The following is a 19198-nucleotide window of genomic DNA, read 5'->3' as shown; positions in this document are numbered from 1 at the left end:
AGTTCGTTCATACGGTAAATATAATTAAGATCTCAGATCACTACTCTAAAAGTTAAATTGATGCGTGCCTTCATTGGTTTAATTGATTTAGCGATACGATGTTCCCATTGTTCCTGTAAACCGGCTTTCATCAGCAGGAAAGAGCCATGCTCCAGCCTTACGGAATAATGCTCGGCATGATCTGTCTTGTTTCGGATGTCAAAGCTGCGCACCTGCCCGAAACTTACGGAGGCAATAATAGGATGCTTTCCTAAAACGCTTTCCCGGTCGCTATGCCAGGCTACGGAATCATTACCATCGCGATAATAATTTAACAACACACTGTTAAACTGAATGCCAGCTAATGGTTCGACTAATGATTTAATATAACGGAGCTCCGGTGTCCAGGGATTGGGATTGGAAATTCTCCCTGATACCGAATAATCAGTACCTACATCCCCATGCCAGGAAGTTAACCTAGGTGTGAGATACTCCTTATCCCACATTTTTTGCCTACTTTGCTTCCAGGGTATTTCCGTAATGAACTTTTGCAGCAGTTCGTCGCTGGCGATCGGATCAATAAACCCTGCCCTGTATTCCAATAATTCATCAGGCAGCCCCTTACTCTGACCTGCCTCAGTAAAAAAACTCAACTGTTCCATAAAACCCCATACTGTATTAAATAGATTTGCCGGATTGCTATCTGCGTTCTTTGACGATCAATCCATGGTTATCATAAGGCCTGGTGAGCCTGTTTCTCTAATAAATTCTACCCAGGAACCATTGTCATAAGTCATATATAAATGATACATCAGGATCGTATTGACACATGGCATATTCGAAAAGGGCATGACCGACTGATCAGGCTGTCGTTTTCGGGTAATCCGGGCATTCATAAAACAAATATAAAAGTTTTCTATGAAATGCTAAAAATATTAGCATAGCTTTGTTGTTCCAAATTACAGGATATGTACGTCGCGAAAAAAGAGCTGATCGAAAGGCTGCAGAAAGATATTTTGCAATGGGAAGGTTATAAACCGCCATCGGTGGGAGCGGGCGATCTGGTCGGTTTGGGTCCCGTCGAAGCGGCCTTTCCCAATGGTGTGTTCCCAATGGGGGCGGTGCATGAGTTAGTTTGCGGCAGCAGCGAGCAGGCCGCGGCTGGAGGTGGTTTAGTGACGGGTATTTTATCCGTTCTGCTGAGGCAGGGCGGGGTGAGTGTCTGGATCGGCAGGGCCAGGCATTTGTTCGCGCCTGCGCTGACGATCTTCGGCGTAGAACCAGACCGTGTCATCTTTATCAGTCTGACTAAAGATAAGGAGGCGCTTTGGGTGATGGAAGAAGCGTTGAAATGTTCAGGACTGAAAGCGGTGATCTGTGAGGTTCGCGAATTGAACTTCAAGCAGTCGCGGCGGTTGCAGCTGGCGGTGGAACAAAGCCGGGTATCGGGTTTTGTGCTGCGTAATGCCGCCGATCAATTGGGTTCAACAGCCTGTGCTGCACGCTGGCGGGTGAAGCCCCTGCCCAGCGCTGATTTGAATGGCTTGCCCGGCGTGGGTTTTTTGCGTTGGCGGGTAGAACTTTTAAAAGTACGTAATGGGCAAACTGGAAGCTGGGTACTGGAATGGAAAAACGGGCGATTTAATACAATTGAAGAAAATATGGTTTTAGCAGAAAGGCAGGTGGGGTGAGCGATGCAAAAACGTTTTATGGCAATCTGGTTCCGGCATTTACTGACGGACTGGTTGGCGCTCCGTCGGCCTGAGTTAAAAGAATTGCCCTTCGTATTGGTTACGCCGGTCAAGAACCGGATGGTTATTACCGGGGTCAGTCCTTTGGCGGAGCAACAAGGTGCTTTCCGGGGCATGGCGGTAGCGGACGCGCGGGCCGCGGTTCCTGAGTTGTTGGCCGTTGATGACACTCCCGGGAAAGCCGCTAAATTATTACGACTGCTGGGTTTATGGTGTATTCGTTATACACCCATCGTTTCTGTTGATCTGCCGGACGGATTACTACTGGATATTTCAGGCTGTACCCATCTTTGGGAAGATGAACGTGGTTACCTGAAAGAGGTGATTTTGAAACTGCGCAATGCGGGCTTTGATGCGCGTGCGGCAATTGCCGACACGGCCGGTGCAGCCTGGGCTGTATCGCGGTTTGCACGGGTTTCACCAATCGTTCTGTCCGAAATGCAGGGAAGAGCGATAGCTGGTTTGCCTTCCGCAGCATTACGATTAGAGCCTGAAATATTGGAACGGCTGCAAAAATTAGGTTTCCGTACCATCGGACCCTTACTGGACTTGCCGGTTTCGGCTTTGAGGCGGCGTTTTGGAAAAAGTTTGTTGTTAAGATTGGATCAGGCCCTGGGCAGGGCAGATGAATACCTGAATCCGTTGGTGCCACCAGTACCTTATGTCGAACGGCTACCTTGCCTGGAGCCGATCCGTAACGCGTCGGGTATTGAGATCGCTATCGAAAAATTATTGACCGAGATCTGTCAGCGCCTAAAGGCGGAAGGTAAAGGCGTGCGCAAGGCCGTGCTGAAGTGTGTCCGGGTTGATGGTAAAATGGTTCAAACGGATATCAGTACAAACCGTGGCTCGCACAGCGTTTCGCATTTGTTAAAACTGTTTCAGCTGCAGGTCGCCAGGATTGAGCCGGCCTTGGGAATCGAGCTGTTTGTGCTGGAGGTACCTCAAGTAGAAGAAATGGATGCCCCGCAGGAGCAGCTCTGGGCTTTGGATAAAGGCCTGGCAGATACGGCATTGGTGGAATTGCTTGACCGGGTAGCTTGCCGAATAGGTGCGCAGGCCATCCAGCGATTTTTACCTGCGGAACATTACTGGCCGGAACGCTCCGTCAGATTAGCCACCTCCATAACCGAAGAGCCGCAAATTGCCTGGCCCAGGCAAATGCGGCCCATGCGCTTACTGACGCCACCCGAAATGATTGAGGTGATGGCGCTGGTGCCGGACAATCCTCCCAAATGGTTTATTCATAAAGGCAAAAGGCATAGTATCACCAAAGCCGATGGCCCGGAACGGATAGGGAGGGAATGGTGGCAGGACAGCGGAGAGCACCGGGATTATTATGTGGTAGAAGACAGTGAAGGGCAGCGTTACTGGCTGTTCCGCTCGGGACATTATGATGGTGGTGATGCGCAATGGTATTTACATGGCTATTTTGCTTAAAATGAATAAACATGATTTATGCGGAATTACAGGTTACCTCGAATTTTAGCTTCCTGCGCGGAGGTTCGCACCCGCATGAATTGATAGAACAGGCAGCAGTTCTAGGCTATTCGGCTATCGCGGTTACCGACCGGAACTCATTGGCTGGCATCGTTCGGGCGCATGTGGCGGCGAAAGCAGCCGGTATCCGTTTTATTCCCGCCAGTCGGCTGGATTTGATGGATGGCGCCAGTTTACTGGCTTATCCCACTGATATAGCAGCTTACGGCCGGTTGTCTGCATTATTAACATTGGGCAACCTGCGGACAGAAAAAGGACAATGTGAATTGTATAAAGCTGATATCTATCAATACCGTGAGGGTATTTTATGGGTGGTGGTACCACCGGACAGCTTAAATAGTAATTTTGAACTGGATGCCGGCTTTCTGGCTGATTTGTCAGAATACAGGAAACATTTTGGTGGATCCCTGTATTTGGCCGCTTCTTTTAATTACCAGGGGCAGGATGCCAAACGGCTATTCCGACTGGCGGAAACAGGTGTACCCCTGGTGGCTACCGGTGATGTGTTTTATCATACTCCGGCGCGGCGGGAGTTACAGGATGTGTTGACTTGCATCCGCAAAAAATGTACTATCCATACAGCAGGCTTTAAATTGTATCCCAATGCAGAGCGCTTTTTGAAGGAAAAGCAAGAAATCACCCGCTTATTCCGGGTTTATCCACAGGCGCTGGAAAATACCCGTGTGATCTCGGATGCCTGCAATTTTTCATTGGATGAACTCAAATATATCACGCCGGAGGACCAGGTAGTAGAAGGGCTAAGTTCACAACAGCGGCTGGCTAAACTGACCTGGGACGGCGCTAAAGAACGGTTTGGGGAACCTGTTCCTGAAAAACATAGACAACAGATCGCGTTTGAACTAGACTTTATTGAGAAACGCCGGCTGGCCTGGTATTTCCTGCGCGTGTATCATTACACCCAGGAAGCAGAAGATCTGGGTATCCTACACCAGGGACGAGGTTCGGCCGCGAATTCTACGGTTTGTTTTTGTTTGGGTATTACAGCGGTAAATCCGGCCAAATCCCGCTTACTGTTCTCCCGTTTTATGTCGGATGCGCGTGATGAATGGCCCGATATCGATGTAGACTTTGAGCATGAACGGCGGGAAGAAATTATCCAGTTTATCTATAACGATTACGGGCGGGACCGGGCAGCTATCGTAGCGACGGTTACGCAGGAAAGACATAAGGGCGCCATACGCGATGTGGGGAAAGCCATGGGCTTATCGGAGGATACCATCAAACGTATTGGCGGAACGATCTGGAGTTTCAGCGAAGAAGGTTTTGATGAAAACCGGCTTCGTGAGCAGGGACTGAACCCCAAAGATCCACTGATACTGAAAGTATTGCAGCTTACTAGTGAACTGATTGGCTTTCCCCGGCAATTAGGCCAGCATACAGGTGGGTTTGTGATCACTGAAGGACGTTTATCTGACCTTTGTCCTGTCCTCAATGCCCGGATGGAGAACAGGACGCAAGTGGAATGGAACAAAGATGATCTGGAGGACCTGCAGATCCTGAAGGTTGATGTGTTGGGTTTGGGGATGCTGACTATGATCCGTAAGGCATTTGACCTGGTATTAAAGCATTACAGCCGTAAACTTACTTTAGCTAACGTACCACAGGATGATCCCCTGGTTTACGATATGATCTGCCGGGCAGATACGATTGGCGTGTTTCAGATCGAAAGCCGTGCGCAGATGTCTATGCTTCCCCGCCTTAAGCCGCGGGAGTTCTATGACCTGGTGATCGAAGTCGCCATCGTGCGGCCTGGGCCTATTCAAGGCGATATGGTGCATCCATACCTGCGGCGGCGTAACAAAGAAGAGTTACCAGAATATCCTAAACCAGAATTGGAAGAAATTTTAAAACGTACGCTGGGTGTTCCGCTTTTTCAGGAGCAGGCGATGGAGATAGCCATTGTAGCCGGAGGTTTTACGCCAGCCGAGGCTGATCAGCTGCGTCGTAGTATGGCTTCTTTTAAAGCCAATGGCAAGCTGCATTTATATGAAAAGAAATTGGTGGAGGGTATGATGGCGAGGGGCTACGAAGAGGATTTCTCTCGGAGGATATTTAAGCAGCTGCAGGGCTTTGAAGGGTATGGTTTTCCTGAAAGTCATGCTGCTTCCTTCGCTTTGTTAGTTTATATCTCCTCCTGGTTGAAGTGTTATTACCCGGACGTATTTTGCGCGGCGCTACTCAATAGCCAACCGATGGGGTTTTATCAACCGGCGCAGATTGTACAGGATGCCCGCAATCATCAGGTGCAGGTCTTACCCGTAGATATCAACTTTTCCGAATGGGATAATACCCTGGAAAGTAAGGGTAGTAAATACCATGCCGTTCGTCTGGGTTTCAGACAGGTTAAAGGATTACGGGAAGAGGATATGATGTTATTGGTAGGTATGCGTAAAGCGGGTTACCGGCATGTTGACCAATTACGGGCGGTGGGTGTGCCGGAAGCCGCTTTGGAAAAACTGGCCGACGCCGATGCATTCCGCTCCATTGGCGCAGACCGCCGTATGGCACTTTGGGAAGTATCTGCCCTGGCTGACCGGCCTGTTGGCTTATTTGATGGGCAGGTTTCAGAAACAGCGCTGGAGGATAAAGTTCCCTTACCGCTGCTGACACGCGGGGAACATGTGGTGCAGGATTATATTTCGACAGGACTTTCCTTAAAACATCATCCGGTAGGGTTATTGCGGAAACAGTTAAGCAATCTGCATAATGTAAGAATAAGGGATTTGGTGCGGTATAAAGACGGTGATTTTGTACGACTCGCAGGATTAATTACCGTTCGGCAAAGGCCGGGAACAGCTAAGGGTATACTGTTTATGACACTTGAAGATGAAACGGGCTCGGCTAACCTGGTGGTCTGGCAGACGTTGTTTGATCAATATCGTAAGGAGATCATCCAGTCTAAATTATTAATGGTGGCGGGTAAACTCCAAATAGCTGATGGGGTAACTCACCTGGTTGTACGCCAATGTTTTAATCTAACTATCTTGTTGCGTAGTTTAACCGAAATCGATCTGCCGCAAACCCTGATGCGTAGTGACGAGACTACCCAGCCTATCAATTATGATGGGCGCTTCAAGGCTCCGGCGATAACTACCGAAGGTGCTTTTCATAAAGGTCGAAATTTTCATTAAACCGGAAAAGGTGAGCATTTATAAATACGCTGTTCTATACAACTGTTGACGATAACTTCCGAAGAGTGCCGGACCTTGGGAGTTCCCGTATCGATTAGCTGTTATTATTTGTAACTATACTGATTGGCTGCAAGTGATTGAAGTATAAGTAATGTGTTTGCGCGAGTGAATGCACCTATGAGCGGGAATACTTTGAACACCTAGCCTCTGTATGAAAGGGTGCCCGGTTAAAGGCACCCTTATCATTTTGTAATTTACTTTTTTGTAGCCTTTAACCGTAGCTCATAGATGTACTTACCCGGCTGATTTATTTTAGTGTTAAATCTGATATTTAGTTTAACAGGTTGTTTATTCCAGGTACCATAAGGAATTTGACCCGGAGGATTCCAATTTTTACTGTCGGCAGTATCGATTGAGGCAATGTATTTATCATATATGCGGTAATAGCAGTTCAATCCATTGCTTTGTGAATCCCAATAGACATCAGGAAATCTTGTTTGCGCATAATCATATAATACCGCGGTATCGGTTACCGTTGTTTTATAAGCAAATGTTGATAGGGTTTTTAAAAAGCTGTTACCGCTGGGCCTTCTTTCCAATGCAGCGCCCGGGAAAACGGCCCCATTTTTATCCAGAACTTTTAAAACTATCTGATTTGGGCTCGCCGCAACTCTTTTAATATTAAGTGTAATGGTTGTTGATTGTCCTTTGTCTGCATCAATCCATTGATCGTCATATGCAAATCGTATACCTGTTTCACTATTTGCAGGCAGGGCAATAAAATAAGGTGTATTCACATATTCATATTGTACAATAGGATTGAGAATCACCTTGCATACCCCCATATAAGTTTTAGTACCATGCGGGTTTTCAATTTTTATATCAATCAGGTATTGACCCGGAGGCACGTTCTCTGTTGCTTGTGTAAACAGGAATTGTCCACTTTTTTCCAAAACAGAGAATGGAACTTTCTTTTCAAAGGCCCTTTTTTTGTTGATCAGATCTAAGGTTGTGTCAGTTATCGGATCATAAGCTGTTTTCCAAACAGGTACATCGTATTCCTTAAAAAAGGTTTCTTCTCTTGCACCCGTGGTCATATTACGTACGTTTAATAAAGTGATTTTAAAAGGCGGAGTAGAGTTATCTGGTATTATTCCGTTTGAAATGAGGAATACGCCCTGGTTAACTACAAGAGGGTCAGCAGAATAGCGCACATTGTCACTTAAAAAACCAGGGGCTGTTTTTTTACAGCTTAATATACCGGCTACCGCAAACAGTACCAGGTTTAATAGTTTTATATATTTCTTCATTATATTTAAGAATTAAAGAGAAATTATTGTTTAAATGTCCAGATGTGCTGGTTGGATAATACATGCACAATACCATTATTGGTTATAATACCGGTTGTTTGGCATAAAACCTTAATATCCAGTTTTTGTGGATTGCCTGACGGATCAGAGGCAGTTCCATTACTGTTTACCAGGTCCTTTTCTCCCCTGATTTTTGTTAAATAAATGTATTTTGGTTTGGTTGATATAACACCTCCCACTTGGTAATCGTCAGCATTCTCCTCTAATGAAATCATCAATTTGATATTAGGTGTACTGGTTTGATACAAGGCCCCGGTTGCAGAAAGTTCATCCCTGGAAAGTTTGGTCGGGAAGAAATAAATGCCCATAGAATCTTTAAGCATTTGGGCTGAGTAATACTTAAATAAGGTATCAAGTGTGAAATTATTCCTTTCATCAATTTTTCGTATTTCGGTTTGTTTAGACGATAAATAATTAGCAATGGAATAATCATCCGGAACAAAGAAGGTACCCGGTCCATTGATTATATCTTTCATCCCGGCTTTATCAATGATCAGTAATGTGGTATCAAACATATTCTTGTTGTTTGATTTCAGAAAGTCATAAGTGCTCATATTTACCTTTGCAACGGAAAGGCCTCCATCAATAACAGGATCCTTTTTACAGGAATTGATCGCCAGCATCATTATAAGTGAGGCAATAGGTATATATATCATTTTTTTCATGTTGTGTTAGTTTTGAGTATTGAATTAATATTTTCCCATCCACCATGGATTCTGATTAATTAAGCGGTTGGCATTTAAAATACTATTGTGAATTGGCCACAGGTACCCTTTTTGTTTAAACCGCTCAACAGACATTGCCCAAGGTGTTAATTGAGTAAAATAATTAGGACCGCCTTTATCCATTTGAAAACTGTTCCTTATGATATCAAAATAATTATGGCCCTCTCCGATTAGCTCCCGCTGTCTCTCTTCCAGAATGTTTTTTTTCAGTGCCAACCCTGAACTTGCTAAAGGAGCTGCACCGGCCCTGGCCCTTACCGTATTTACAGATGTAAGGGCCTCTCCATCTCTGCTTAGCGCATTTAAAGCTTCGGCTTTTAATAAGATCATATCGGCCAGTCTGAATACGATCAAATTGCTTTCAGAACGCGGATCGGACTTGGTTGAAGGGTTTTGATAAGCTATATCGGAGTATTTAACCAACGAAGGCTTATTTATATCACCAAAAGGGCTTGCTTTAAAAAATTCACCTTTACGGGTATCAGTAGTATCGGCCCCATATAAGATATCTATCTTTGATTTTGGGGGATAATACTGAGGTACACTCATAGGCATATTTGCGATGTAACCATTACTAACCGTGATAAAAGCAATAGTTGCCGAAAATGAAAACTCTGTCCATTCACTTGCCTCATTTTCTGAATTTTTTGAAGAGATGACAAAAATATTTTCGGGCTCATCGGTATTTTTAAACACCAGCCGTATGGAACCCCGAGGCTGCAAATGAAGCAGATCGGTCCTGCTGATCAATGAATCTGTATAGCGTACCGTATTAGCGTAGTCATTTTGCCAGGCCGTGGCATGCGCCAGTAATGCCAGTGCAGCGCCTTTACTTGCCCTGCGCCGTGCATAATTAGTCAAACTTTCCCAGCTAAGTAGCGATGATGCTTTTTGCGCGTCGGCAATAATTTGTTTTAATATAGTGGCGGCATCCGTTCTTCCAATATATTTTGCCTGATCGGCAGTAGTGGTGGCAGTAAGCTGCAAGGGTAAATCGCCCCACACCCTGGTCATGTAAAAATAGGATAGGGCGCGCAGAAAATAGGCCTCGCCTAAAAACAGCTTCTTCTGATCACCTGTAAATTTATCGTCGGGCATTTTAGTGACATGTTCAATAACCAGGTTACTTACATCAACAACCCTGTACCAGTTGGTCCAGTTATGGGCGCCTTCTTCGCGGTAGGGTACCCCAAAAAATCCTTCTAAATATACCCTGTTTAAGTTTGAACCTTCATCTGAATTGAAGAGGCCAACCGGCGCATCACCCCATATAAAAAAGCAGCTATTTTGGTTCATGCTTTTTCTGAACAGGCCATATGCGCCCAATAGAGCCCCGTTTACGTCGCCTGCTGATTTCCAAAAAGTATCGGCATAAGTATCATTGGTCAGTTTATTCTCCAGCGCTTTTTTACAGGAAAAGGTAGATCCTGTTAAAACAAGCAGGAGCAGTGTAAAAACTATGGTTTTATGTATGCTATAATATTTCATGATCTGTAAGTCAATAAGTTAAAATTCTATCTGTAAGCCAAAAGTGTACTTGGTTGGTAATGGATAACCATCTCCGTAATCATAGCCCTGTCCGTCAACGCGTTCCGCATCAATGCCTGTGAATTTTTGAAACATATGCACATTGTCAATGGTGCTGTATAACCTTAAGCTTGTGATCTTGGCACGCTGCATCCACTTATTGTTTTGCGCGTTAAACCGGTAGCCCAGGTTAATATTCTTGATACGTACATACCATCCTGGTTCTTTAAATATGGATTGTCCGGAGCGCCACGCATACAAGCCCATAAAGGGATTTAAAGCTGGCAGGGTAGCATTATCGCCCGGCTGGCGCCAGTAATTATATTTGCTGATATCAGTTATTGATGCCTTGGCAAAATCCTTAGGGTTTCCGTAAAACAAACCGTTTGAAAGACGTTGCGCCAGTGTATTGTTAATGATATCGCGCCCAAAAGTGAATGTGGTCAAAATTTGTACAGAAAAACCTTTATAGCTAAAGTAGTTTGTAAAACCACCGGTTACGAAGGGATTGGGGTCACCAAAAAAAGTAACGTCATTTTGGCCAATATTATCAGATATGTAATAATCGCCGTTAACATCCCGCCATTTTGGGTAACCTAGTTTTAGGGTTCCCCATTTGGTAGCACCTACCGCGCCAGTATATGGATTAACGATCAGGTCGCTTGGTGAATTAATTACACCATCAACAATATAACCATAAAACATATTTAAAGGCTTGCCAACAATATAAACCGCTCTGTCGTAGTACAGATCGCGGTTGCCGTTAGGTAAGGCGGTTACTTTGTTTCTGTTAAAAGAGATATTTATTGATGGGTTCCATTGAAAAGCACTCTTTTCTGAAAGTATTTTCCCGTTAAAGGTAAACTCCAGACCCGAGTTACGTACCCCGGCGGCATTTGTAAAAGTGCTGGTATAACCGGTATATTCCGGAATAGTGATCCGCAGCATTTGCCCCGTGGTATTCCGGGTATAGGCATCTATCGAAAAATTTAACCTGCCCCTGAATAATGCCGCGTCAACCCCAATATTCCATTCTTCTGATCTTTCCCAGCTGATATTATCATTAGTTATGCCGTTATAGTTAGGGATTATTGCAGTACCTCCACCATATGTGGTTGCGCTTGACCCGGGATAATTCGCATTTCCTGCTATATAGGCATTGTAACGGTCTTCATCTCCTATACTGCTTTCGTCGCCTGCGCGGCCCCAGCTTCCCCGTACTTTTAACTCATTTATCCAGCTGATCTTTTTTATAAATTCTTCTTCAGATGCTAACCAGCCTACTGATACAGATGGAAAATAACCCCATTTGTTGTTCTTTCCGAATCTTGATGAAGCATCGGCCCGCCAAACACCATCTAGTAAATATTTATTTTCAAAATCATAATGAACAGCACCCAGGAAGGATAGCTTGGAGTAAGTAGAAAGATCAGAAGAGCCTTTTAAGTTGGTATTGCTTACTCCCTTTACCACCTGTATATTATCATTGGGTATTCCAACACCCTCTAAATAAATAGCTTCATTGCGCCGGCTTTCAAACTCTTGAACCGCAGTAATATTTACATTATGCTTTTTGGCTATGGTTTTTATCCAGAGCAGGTTATTGGTAAACACATATTTGGTGTATTGACTATAGTTTGACCTGGCGTAAGCCAATCCATCCGTATTTAAAGTAGAAGGGGAGGCATAATCATTTTTTTGCGTAGAATAATTTACCGCTGCACGGGTACTGAACCTGAAATCGTTTAAGAAACTATAGCGCAGTTCTCCATTAGCGCTGATATCTGTATTGATATTATCATTGCGTTGAAAAGAGTAGGGATCGACCACACTTTTCAGGTCCTGCTCGCTCATTTGCAATAAGGAGGAGGGCATACTGATGGGGTTTATAGCGAAAACATCACGATAGCCACCTCCTTTACCTGCTAATCTTTTGCCTGTTGATGCCCTGATACTGGTAAGCAATTCCAGCGATTTAGAAAAGTTGATGCCCACATTACTGTTTAACGAATACCTCCGGTACCCGGTATTAATAACTACACCCTTTTCGTCATATAATCCGGTTCCAATACGGTAATTTACCGCTTCTGACCCTCCTGACGCGGAGATGTCATAGTTATGAATGGAGCCAGTTTGATAAAAAAGCCCCTGGTAATCATTATGGTTATTAAATGCGGGATTTAAGCTATCGGTAAGCATTTGGGGGATATTGTCCCGTATTTGGGTGGCATTCCCATAATTGTATATCAGGTCAAGTTTTTGGCTGCGTTCAGCTGCACCAATCAATGTTGATACTTTGCTGGGTCTGGGCGTAATACCCTGGTACGTGTTGAAACTAAAGCGAGGAGCACCTACTTTACCTCTTTTAGTTTTAATTAATACCACTCCATTTGCCGCTCTTGAGCCATAAAGGGCCGCTGCTGCCGCGTCTTTCAATATATCCACCGATTCTACATCATTGGGGTTCAGGCTTGCAAGGAAATTTGTACCTGTTTGATCAAATGCTCTAACCTCATCGTCAGAGATCGGGACTCCATCTATCACGTATAGCGGATTGCTATACAAATTATCGCCGTCGAACCCGGAAGCTGAAGCTGAAATTTTTGTATTTCCCCGCACCACAAGTGATGTTTTTACACCCGGCTGTCCGCTAAAGTTCTGAACGTTAACGCCAGATAGTTTTCCCTGTAACAAAACATCCAGACTAGCTGCAGGCAAATTTTCAATATCCTTACTGGTTATGCTTGATATGGCCGAAGTGTTTTTACGGCGGTCAATATTTTTATATCCGGTAACAATAACTTCATTAAGACCGCTTTCTGATCCAACCAGTTTTACATTTAGCTGGGTTTTTCCATTTAAGGGTAGCTCTTTTATTTGATAACCGACCATCCGGAACACCAGGATATCATTATCGGATGCGGTTAAATGATACTCACCATCCACATTTGTAATTGTTCCAGTACCGGGCTTGGTTTTTATTTGTACGGTGACACCCGGTAATGGGCCATTTTGATCAGTTACCTTTCCGGTTACCTTAACCTGCGCTAAGGCGGTTGTAAATGATAGCAGGAGAGCCATCAAAAGTACCCACTTTACTCCATAGGATTTTTTGTAGCGTTTTACATTCATAATTAATTAGTTGAGTAGTGATTTGGTTAATTGAAGTTTGATTAAATATTTTCATGAGATTTTAGTAATGAATTATAAAGCGACACTGTGCATCTATTTAGATGTCCTTAGCCTATTCATGATTTTTGAAGTTGACGTGTGATCGCGGTTAACTATAGCTTTACCCTTTTGGTTAAGCTTAGGTTAATCCTAATGTATGTGGAGTTAATTTCAATTAGGAGAAATATCTAAACACAAACGATTGCGGGCTATGGACATATATTATTTTTGTTACCGGCCTTTTTGATACAATAAAATATCAATTTTGTCGTTCAACCATGGCCTATAACAGTTTGATATCCAAAATTTCGTAAAACTTTAAGTAAGTTTGACACAAACGTTTGCGACTAAGAAATTTGGGCAGTTAAGCTATTGCAAACGCACAATTGAACATAAATTAATGGAAGGAAAACTGTTAAAATGTACTCTTTGGTAATTTAATTGGAGGTTCTGGAACTTAAGATTACTTTGTTCTGAAAATCAGATCAAATTATTCTGTTGAAAATTGATCATTTTAAGTAATTACTTATTAGTCTGCCAAAGATTGTCTTTAATGTTTTGTTGGTTATCAAAAAGCGTAGAATGTGATGATCTATCAACGCGGAATCTCCAATCATATTAGACTTTCTATATCTTATAAAAAGAAGTTTCAATAATGCTCAAATATCAGAATCCTTATGTATACTTACTGTACATTGAACCAAAAGTATATCAAAATACGGCTATACTGCATCATATAAGACAGGTGTAAATTAGCTGAACATTCATTAAGGACCAATTCGATGCTCAGCCGGGATATCTAAATAAACTCGGACCAGAAATGTTTTATAGCGTGCTGATTTTTTTGATGGTAAAAATGTATTTTCAAAAGAGATGGCTGGGTTATCGAAACTTGGTGAATACGTAGCATCATCAACTATATTTATTTTATCATAGTAAAGCGTTAATGGCTTAATCTCATTAACATCGTTTAAAACCCAATTCAAACTCAATTTCATTGATCGTTTTATTGCTGTCGGAAATCTTGTTTTTAGAAATATCAATGATTTTGTTCTGAATATACTCCTATACACATTTTTCTGTTTTGATTAAATCGCCAAAATAATTAGCTGACAAGTGCAACTCATCGGCGCAATATGCAACGGAGGGTAAATTAATATGAGCAGGATTGTCTGAAGGAAATAACTATTTAATAAGTCTTCAAATTTCGATAGTACGGTCAATAATTTGCTTCAAAGTTTTTACATATTTCATGATCTTCATTTACTTTCATGAGTTTTGTTTAAAAAATGAAACCATAGGTTTTTAAACTGAAAATCAAACCGGTACACGTCGCTCGTACAAATTCGGTGACCTAATTTCGGAAGAATGAAAAGGTCACCGATTACTTTGAATTACATTGAACTAACTTACATTGAATTTTTTTTAAAAGAGGAGCTGTGACTTTGAAAAAAGTTGATTTTTAGCTCAAAAATCGCGTTTAAACAAAAAAGAGCCTCTTTTTCAAGAGGCTCTTTTTTCAAAGCGATCGACCTGTTGGGTGGTCTTTGTGATCCCGCTGGGGATGGAACCCCTGCTGGATAAAGCTCTTGTTATCAGTATGTTAGGTAATAAAATTTAAGAAGTATACCTCGACGTATACCGAATTCTTTAGATCAATTTGATGTTGAATGAGAACGTTTGTTATCCAAATATACGAATTGTTTTTACAACAAAAACCTAATCCTCAGTATAAATTTTCGCGTTTTGTTGTCACCCTGTTAGTTCCCAAACCGTTAAAATTGTACCTTTTTTAGATGGCGAATAACTTCCCTGACGGTCTGATCGAAATCCGGCAGGTCATGAATTTGTTCACTCATGGCAGATGTCCAGCGGCTTTTATACTGAGGCAGGCGTTCGGCAAGCCGTTTGGGAAATTCGGATGAGTTAATGCCTTTATCAGCACATTTTGCACGGAATTCGTTTAGTAAGTGCATTACTTCCATATCATGATGTTCAAGCAGATACCAGATGTCGTAAAAATCCCTCGCCTGCATCCGCTGCATTATTGTTCTCAGTTTCTCTACCAGTACTTCCTCCAGCGGATAGCACAGCAATTTATAGTCTTCCTGGTCACTGTAACCAAGATAAACCGGCATTATCTCCGGCGCAAATTGTAGTTTTTCACTACGCGAAATATCCACTTTGACTTTTTTGTTGGCCCCTTGCCCACCGAGCGGGCCGACATACCCTATATAAAAATTTATCCCTCCGTCTTCGTGTTCATTATTATCAATAATGGTCAGCGGTATATTAGTTTCTTCCCGGACGAGTTCAAAGCTTTCGCTGAACCAGGCGAAAATTTTTTCATTTTTTGCGCTGCCGTCGAGTAACGTAAAATCCAGATCCTCCGAAAATCGATAATTGTCAAAATAAACCTTCTTCAGGACTGTTCCACCCTTAAAAGCTATTGCTTTGGAAAGTTCTTCATGCTGAGAGATGCCCCATAATATCCAGGAAAGAATATAATCTTTCTCAATCTGCTGATCCCGTACCTTTACCTCACGGGCTTTCTGCTGTATTTCACCCGGCCTGATCATGTGTAGATAGCGGATTTAATAGTTTCAGTGTCGAGGTTTATCAGAGTGCTCCATCGGCTGTTTATTTTGCCCTCTTTTAGCAGCTCCGGGTCAAGGGGAATGACAGATGCAGTCCGTTCCTTTGCAAGCTGAGGAACGATTTCATTCGACATGTCCAGTAATTCTATAAGAAATCCGAGCCGTTTAATTACTGCCTGCGATCCGAATTTTCGGGCATATTCCAGCAGCCTGACATAATTCAGTTCAGTGCGGGAGGCATGTAATGCGCGGGCGACCTCCGAGATGCCGCCGGCGTAGCCGGGTTTAAATAAACAATCAATAATCGTCTTTTCCAGATCAGAACATAATACTTTATGAAAATTATCAATCCATTTCTTTTTAAATCCGAAGAAATGCGAAGGATTATGGTAGATAAACTGAAACGTGATGTCTTTGATCGATATCGTTGCAGGCCGTATCTGTCTGGCAACAACGACTTGCTCTTTCAGTGACGGCTGGGTAATCAGGTTATGAATCTGAAGCGCTGAATAGTAGCCTATATAGTGTCTGGTATCCGGAAAAATTGCTTCAGGGATAAGGTGCCAGTCGGGCATAAAAGTGGCCGCATCCTGATCATATGGAATGATATAATAGACTTCGGATTTCAGACGCATCAGAAGGCCGCGCTTCGTCATATCACTCAGCAACTCCTGTACTGTACTTTCTTTTGAATCAGGCAATGCCTGAAACGCTTCTTTATATAAAAAATAATTTTTCCGTTTACCGTTGAAATAAGTAAGCAATTCACTGGATTGTGTGGAAATATATTTATGTTTCATATCGTTATAACCAGGTTTGACCTGGTTGTAATGATACAAAATATATATAATAAATTAAAGAAAATTTACGTTAAAACATACGTTTTATAGGTATATAACCAGGTATAACCTGGTTATTGTGATATAAAACATATATATAAATGGCGAAAATGGTAAAAAGGGCATGAAATAAACATTTTTCAACAGCCCGTAAGCCTTTACGGCTACCGGATAAAAATTTATTCGGATAAAGTTAAGAAGTAAGTATTCCGATAATTAAATCTGTCAGGTTTTTGAGTTTAGAAAAGTTATAGGAGTGAAAATCTTCTTTTTTCAGTTTTGAAAAAAGTTGTACATATTTATTTTTATCAGCGAGCGCACCCTGCCTTTCGCGGGTCGTAGTGTGTTGTCCGCCCCATTCAACAAAAGGTTCTCCAGCCGTTTTATAACTAAGATCTAAAAACAATTCAATGGCTACCGCTGAACCATTAATATTTTCATACTGCGAACCCGCGTCGTCTACGGTTTTGAAATTGTCGAAATCAGCGAGATCAGGTAACAGAAGCAACTTGAAATTTGCCGGGTATTTAAGTTTTTGCAATCTGCCGTATTCAAATCTGCCGGCTGGATCATTATCAAATAAAAAAACCATCTGCCTTCCTGTCCTGACTTTTAAAAGCCCTTTAAAAAAGTTGGCCAGATTTCCTGCACCCGCAAAGGGGTAATCGTCATTCATTTCTATGAAGTCAAAGAAGTCACTCAGATCGGGGTATAAAATTTCTACGGCCTTTTTCAGTATCCGGGTGTCAGTCTTCCCTTCTGTAACGATAAGGTATTTTTCATTAACCGAAAGCCCGCTGCCCAATTCCCCGTCATAACGCCATTCCAGCTCAAGCTCATGGTTGAGCGGATTGTGTGCAACTGCTGCCAGAATGATGAAGGGATCAATCTGCTCGAAGATCATCAGATCATCTTTTCGGGTGGTGCCCAGGACTGCTGCCATTTTTGTCAGCTGCGGAATGGGCAGAATACGACGCTGCAAAAATTCACCGGGATCTGCATCTCCTTCGTGTTTCAGCCATTTTATCTTTTTTATATCCAGTCCTGAGAGTAACCGGAGGAATTTATCCCAGTCAACCTGCGGTAATTCGAGATAGTCAGGGATTTCGCTGATATAGCCCTCCAGATAGCCGGCTAAATTCTGAAAACTGTAACCCAGCATATTCAGCCGGGGAATAACTTCTTTTACCTTTTTTCCATAACCCTTAGCTTTTACAGGTAAAAGCACGTCCCAGTCTTCCGTGTAGTAAGTAATATCTTTATAATCCGCCGGTGTAAATAAATTTGAAAAATCATGGCTGGTATTCATGATATTTTTGGGCCAGTCTATTTCAAATAAACCTATTCCGAGTGAAAAATATTCGTCTTTCATAATAATGCCGGTTATGGAAAAATCAAAGGTAGAGGTATTAAATAATAAGTTAAATTGCCGGTCATTAAAACCTGAATAATATTATTTAACTGACCTGAATAATTATGATTGCCAGATCAAAAGAATTCTGGATGGTTGCTTTTTTCTTCTCCAAATTTGGGCAGGATGAAGGTAAAAACACCACCACCCCACCTGCCGAATTAAACACCGCCAAATGGAATGCAGCCTACAGGATGTTTTATGAGTCCCTTGGGGGTGGACGGACCATTGAATCCTTTGAACACAGTTTGAAAAATGCAAGAGATGCTTTTGACAGCCACCTGAAAGATTCGAAAAGAGTTGGCTGGCTTGCTAAGAATGGGAAACCTAACATGCTCAATCCGGTTGCTTCCTCTGTGTTTAAAACACTGGACAAAACGGGCAGGGCGGATGTATGGAAAATGATTAGTCGATTTTCAGATCCGGAAACCCTGAACAGGCAGGAGATAATTGATGACTTGGCTGCTATCCAGAATATGGAATCCGGTGAGGAAAAAACCTCCAGGACTGAAGGTGGAAAAAAGGTTTTTATTTCAGTCAGGTATGAAAGAAGTCTTAAAAACCGGAACGATGCTTTTAAGATCCACGGTTACAGTTGCGGCGTATGCAATTTCAATTTTGGAGAAACCTATGGTGAGTGGGGCAGGGATTTTGCCGAGGTTCATCATCTTGTACCAATATCCGAGTCAGGCGGTGTGAAAAAACTCATCAATCCTGAAACCGATCTGATTGTCTTATGTCCGAACTGTCACCGGATGATCCACCGGAAAAAAGGTATAACCTTAACGATAGCGGAGTTGAGGGCGAAAATGAACAAAAAATTCAAAAAATGGGAACGGATATAAGCTGTTCCCTGATTACTTTCTGGTATTTACTTGTCGCAATCTTAAAACGCCGGTTTCGGCGACGGCAATTCTCCTTATTTAAAACCCATTCTTTTTAGAAAGTCAAGATTCATTCTGACATATTTTTTTGCCTGTTCGCCCAATGGGGTTTTATTATTCAAAATATCCCACATGTAGGCAAAATGATGATTTTTCAGTTTCTTGTTCTTTCTGTGGATATACCAATGATATTGACCCCTCTTCGCCAATCTAAAGTGACCCCTCTGAGTTAGGGTTTGAAAGAGAGTAAAGTTGTTGTACAGATAGGCTCCTGGGAGCGGATGTTTTTGTC

At 42.6% G+C, this 19198-nt stretch carries 14 protein-coding genes; 4 read left to right on the top strand and 10 right to left on the bottom strand.

The genetic code is table 11. The features are described 5' to 3' along the window. Nucleotides 1-32: 32 nt before the first annotated feature. Nucleotides 33-641 (bottom strand): alpha-ketoglutarate-dependent dioxygenase AlkB family protein, encoded by a 609-nt coding sequence (locus ACTJKG_RS10120; RefSeq protein WP_172336566.1) that lies wholly within the window; start codon nt 639-641, stop codon nt 33-35. A gap of 306 nt (nt 642-947) precedes the next feature. Between ACTJKG_RS10120 and ACTJKG_RS10115 the strand changes: the two genes are divergently transcribed. The 3 genes from ACTJKG_RS10115 to ACTJKG_RS10105 are packed head-to-tail and all read left to right on the top strand — an operon-like array spanning nt 948 to nt 6382. Next, nucleotides 948-1670: an ImuA family protein gene (locus tag ACTJKG_RS10115; protein ID WP_172336567.1), complete on the top strand. Its 723-nt coding sequence runs from the start codon at nt 948-950 to the stop codon at nt 1668-1670. Between the two features lie 3 nt (nt 1671-1673). After that, nucleotides 1674-3170: a Y-family DNA polymerase gene (locus ACTJKG_RS10110; protein ID WP_172336568.1), complete on the top strand. Its 1497-nt coding sequence runs from the start codon at nt 1674-1676 to the stop codon at nt 3168-3170. A gap of 11 nt (nt 3171-3181) precedes the next feature. Beyond that, complete coding sequence (locus tag ACTJKG_RS10105; protein ID WP_440739116.1) at nt 3182-6382, top strand: error-prone DNA polymerase; 3201 nt, start codon at nt 3182-3184, stop codon at nt 6380-6382. A gap of 254 nt (nt 6383-6636) precedes the next feature. On the opposite strand, the gene ACTJKG_RS10100 is transcribed toward ACTJKG_RS10105, so the two are convergent. The 8 genes from ACTJKG_RS10100 to ACTJKG_RS10065 all read right to left on the bottom strand — a co-directional run bounded on the left by ACTJKG_RS10100 (nt 6637) and on the right by ACTJKG_RS10065 (nt 17983). Next, nucleotides 6637-7692, bottom strand: coding sequence for a DUF5007 domain-containing protein (locus ACTJKG_RS10100; RefSeq protein ID WP_172336570.1), 1056 nt, complete (start codon nt 7690-7692; stop codon nt 6637-6639). 23 nt (nt 7693-7715) lie between these two features. Then, nucleotides 7716-8417 carry a hypothetical protein gene (locus ACTJKG_RS10095; protein ID WP_172336571.1) on the bottom strand — a complete coding sequence of 234 codons (702 nt, stop codon included), beginning with the start codon at nt 8415-8417 and terminating at the stop codon, nt 7716-7718. A 24-nt stretch (nt 8418-8441) separates the two neighbouring features. Continuing rightward, on the bottom strand, nt 8442-9965 hold the full coding sequence (locus ACTJKG_RS10090; protein WP_440739115.1) for a RagB/SusD family nutrient uptake outer membrane protein: 1524 nt from the start codon (nt 9963-9965) through the stop codon (nt 8442-8444). Between the two features lie 18 nt (nt 9966-9983). Continuing rightward, complete coding sequence (locus ACTJKG_RS10085) at nt 9984-13136, bottom strand: SusC/RagA family TonB-linked outer membrane protein (protein WP_172336573.1); 3153 nt, start codon at nt 13134-13136, stop codon at nt 9984-9986. 806 nt (nt 13137-13942) lie between these two features. Then, complete coding sequence (locus ACTJKG_RS10080; RefSeq protein WP_440739114.1) at nt 13943-14173, bottom strand: hypothetical protein; 231 nt, start codon at nt 14171-14173, stop codon at nt 13943-13945. Between the two features lie 777 nt (nt 14174-14950). Further along, a complete protein-coding gene (locus ACTJKG_RS10075) occupies nt 14951-15754 on the bottom strand; it encodes a nucleotidyl transferase AbiEii/AbiGii toxin family protein (RefSeq protein WP_440739113.1) in 804 nt (267 codons plus the stop codon). Next, nucleotides 15751-16572, bottom strand: coding sequence for a type IV toxin-antitoxin system AbiEi family antitoxin domain-containing protein (locus tag ACTJKG_RS10070; RefSeq protein WP_440739112.1), 822 nt, complete (start codon nt 16570-16572; stop codon nt 15751-15753). The genes ACTJKG_RS10075 and ACTJKG_RS10070 overlap by 4 nt, the downstream gene beginning before the upstream one ends. 232 nt (nt 16573-16804) lie before the next feature. Then, on the bottom strand, nt 16805-17983 hold the full coding sequence (locus ACTJKG_RS10065; protein WP_440739111.1) for a HEPN/Toprim-associated domain-containing protein: 1179 nt from the start codon (nt 17981-17983) through the stop codon (nt 16805-16807). A 104-nt stretch (nt 17984-18087) separates the two neighbouring features. Here ACTJKG_RS10065 and ACTJKG_RS10060 point away from each other — a divergent pair, with 104 nt between their 5' ends. Then, on the top strand, nt 18088-18867 hold the full coding sequence (locus tag ACTJKG_RS10060; RefSeq protein WP_440739110.1) for an HNH endonuclease: 780 nt from the start codon (nt 18088-18090) through the stop codon (nt 18865-18867). A gap of 74 nt (nt 18868-18941) precedes the next feature. Here the strand turns inward: ACTJKG_RS10060 and ACTJKG_RS10055 are convergent. Next, on the bottom strand, nt 18942-19198 hold a 257-nt coding region (locus tag ACTJKG_RS10055; RefSeq protein ID WP_440739109.1), incomplete at its 5' end, for a hypothetical protein.

This window comes from Mucilaginibacter sp. 22184 (assembly GCF_052045695.1).
Lineage (GTDB): Bacteria > Bacteroidota > Bacteroidia > Sphingobacteriales > Sphingobacteriaceae > Mucilaginibacter.
Note: the sequence above shows the minus strand (reverse complement) of the source record. Positions and strands in the feature narration are given on the sequence as shown.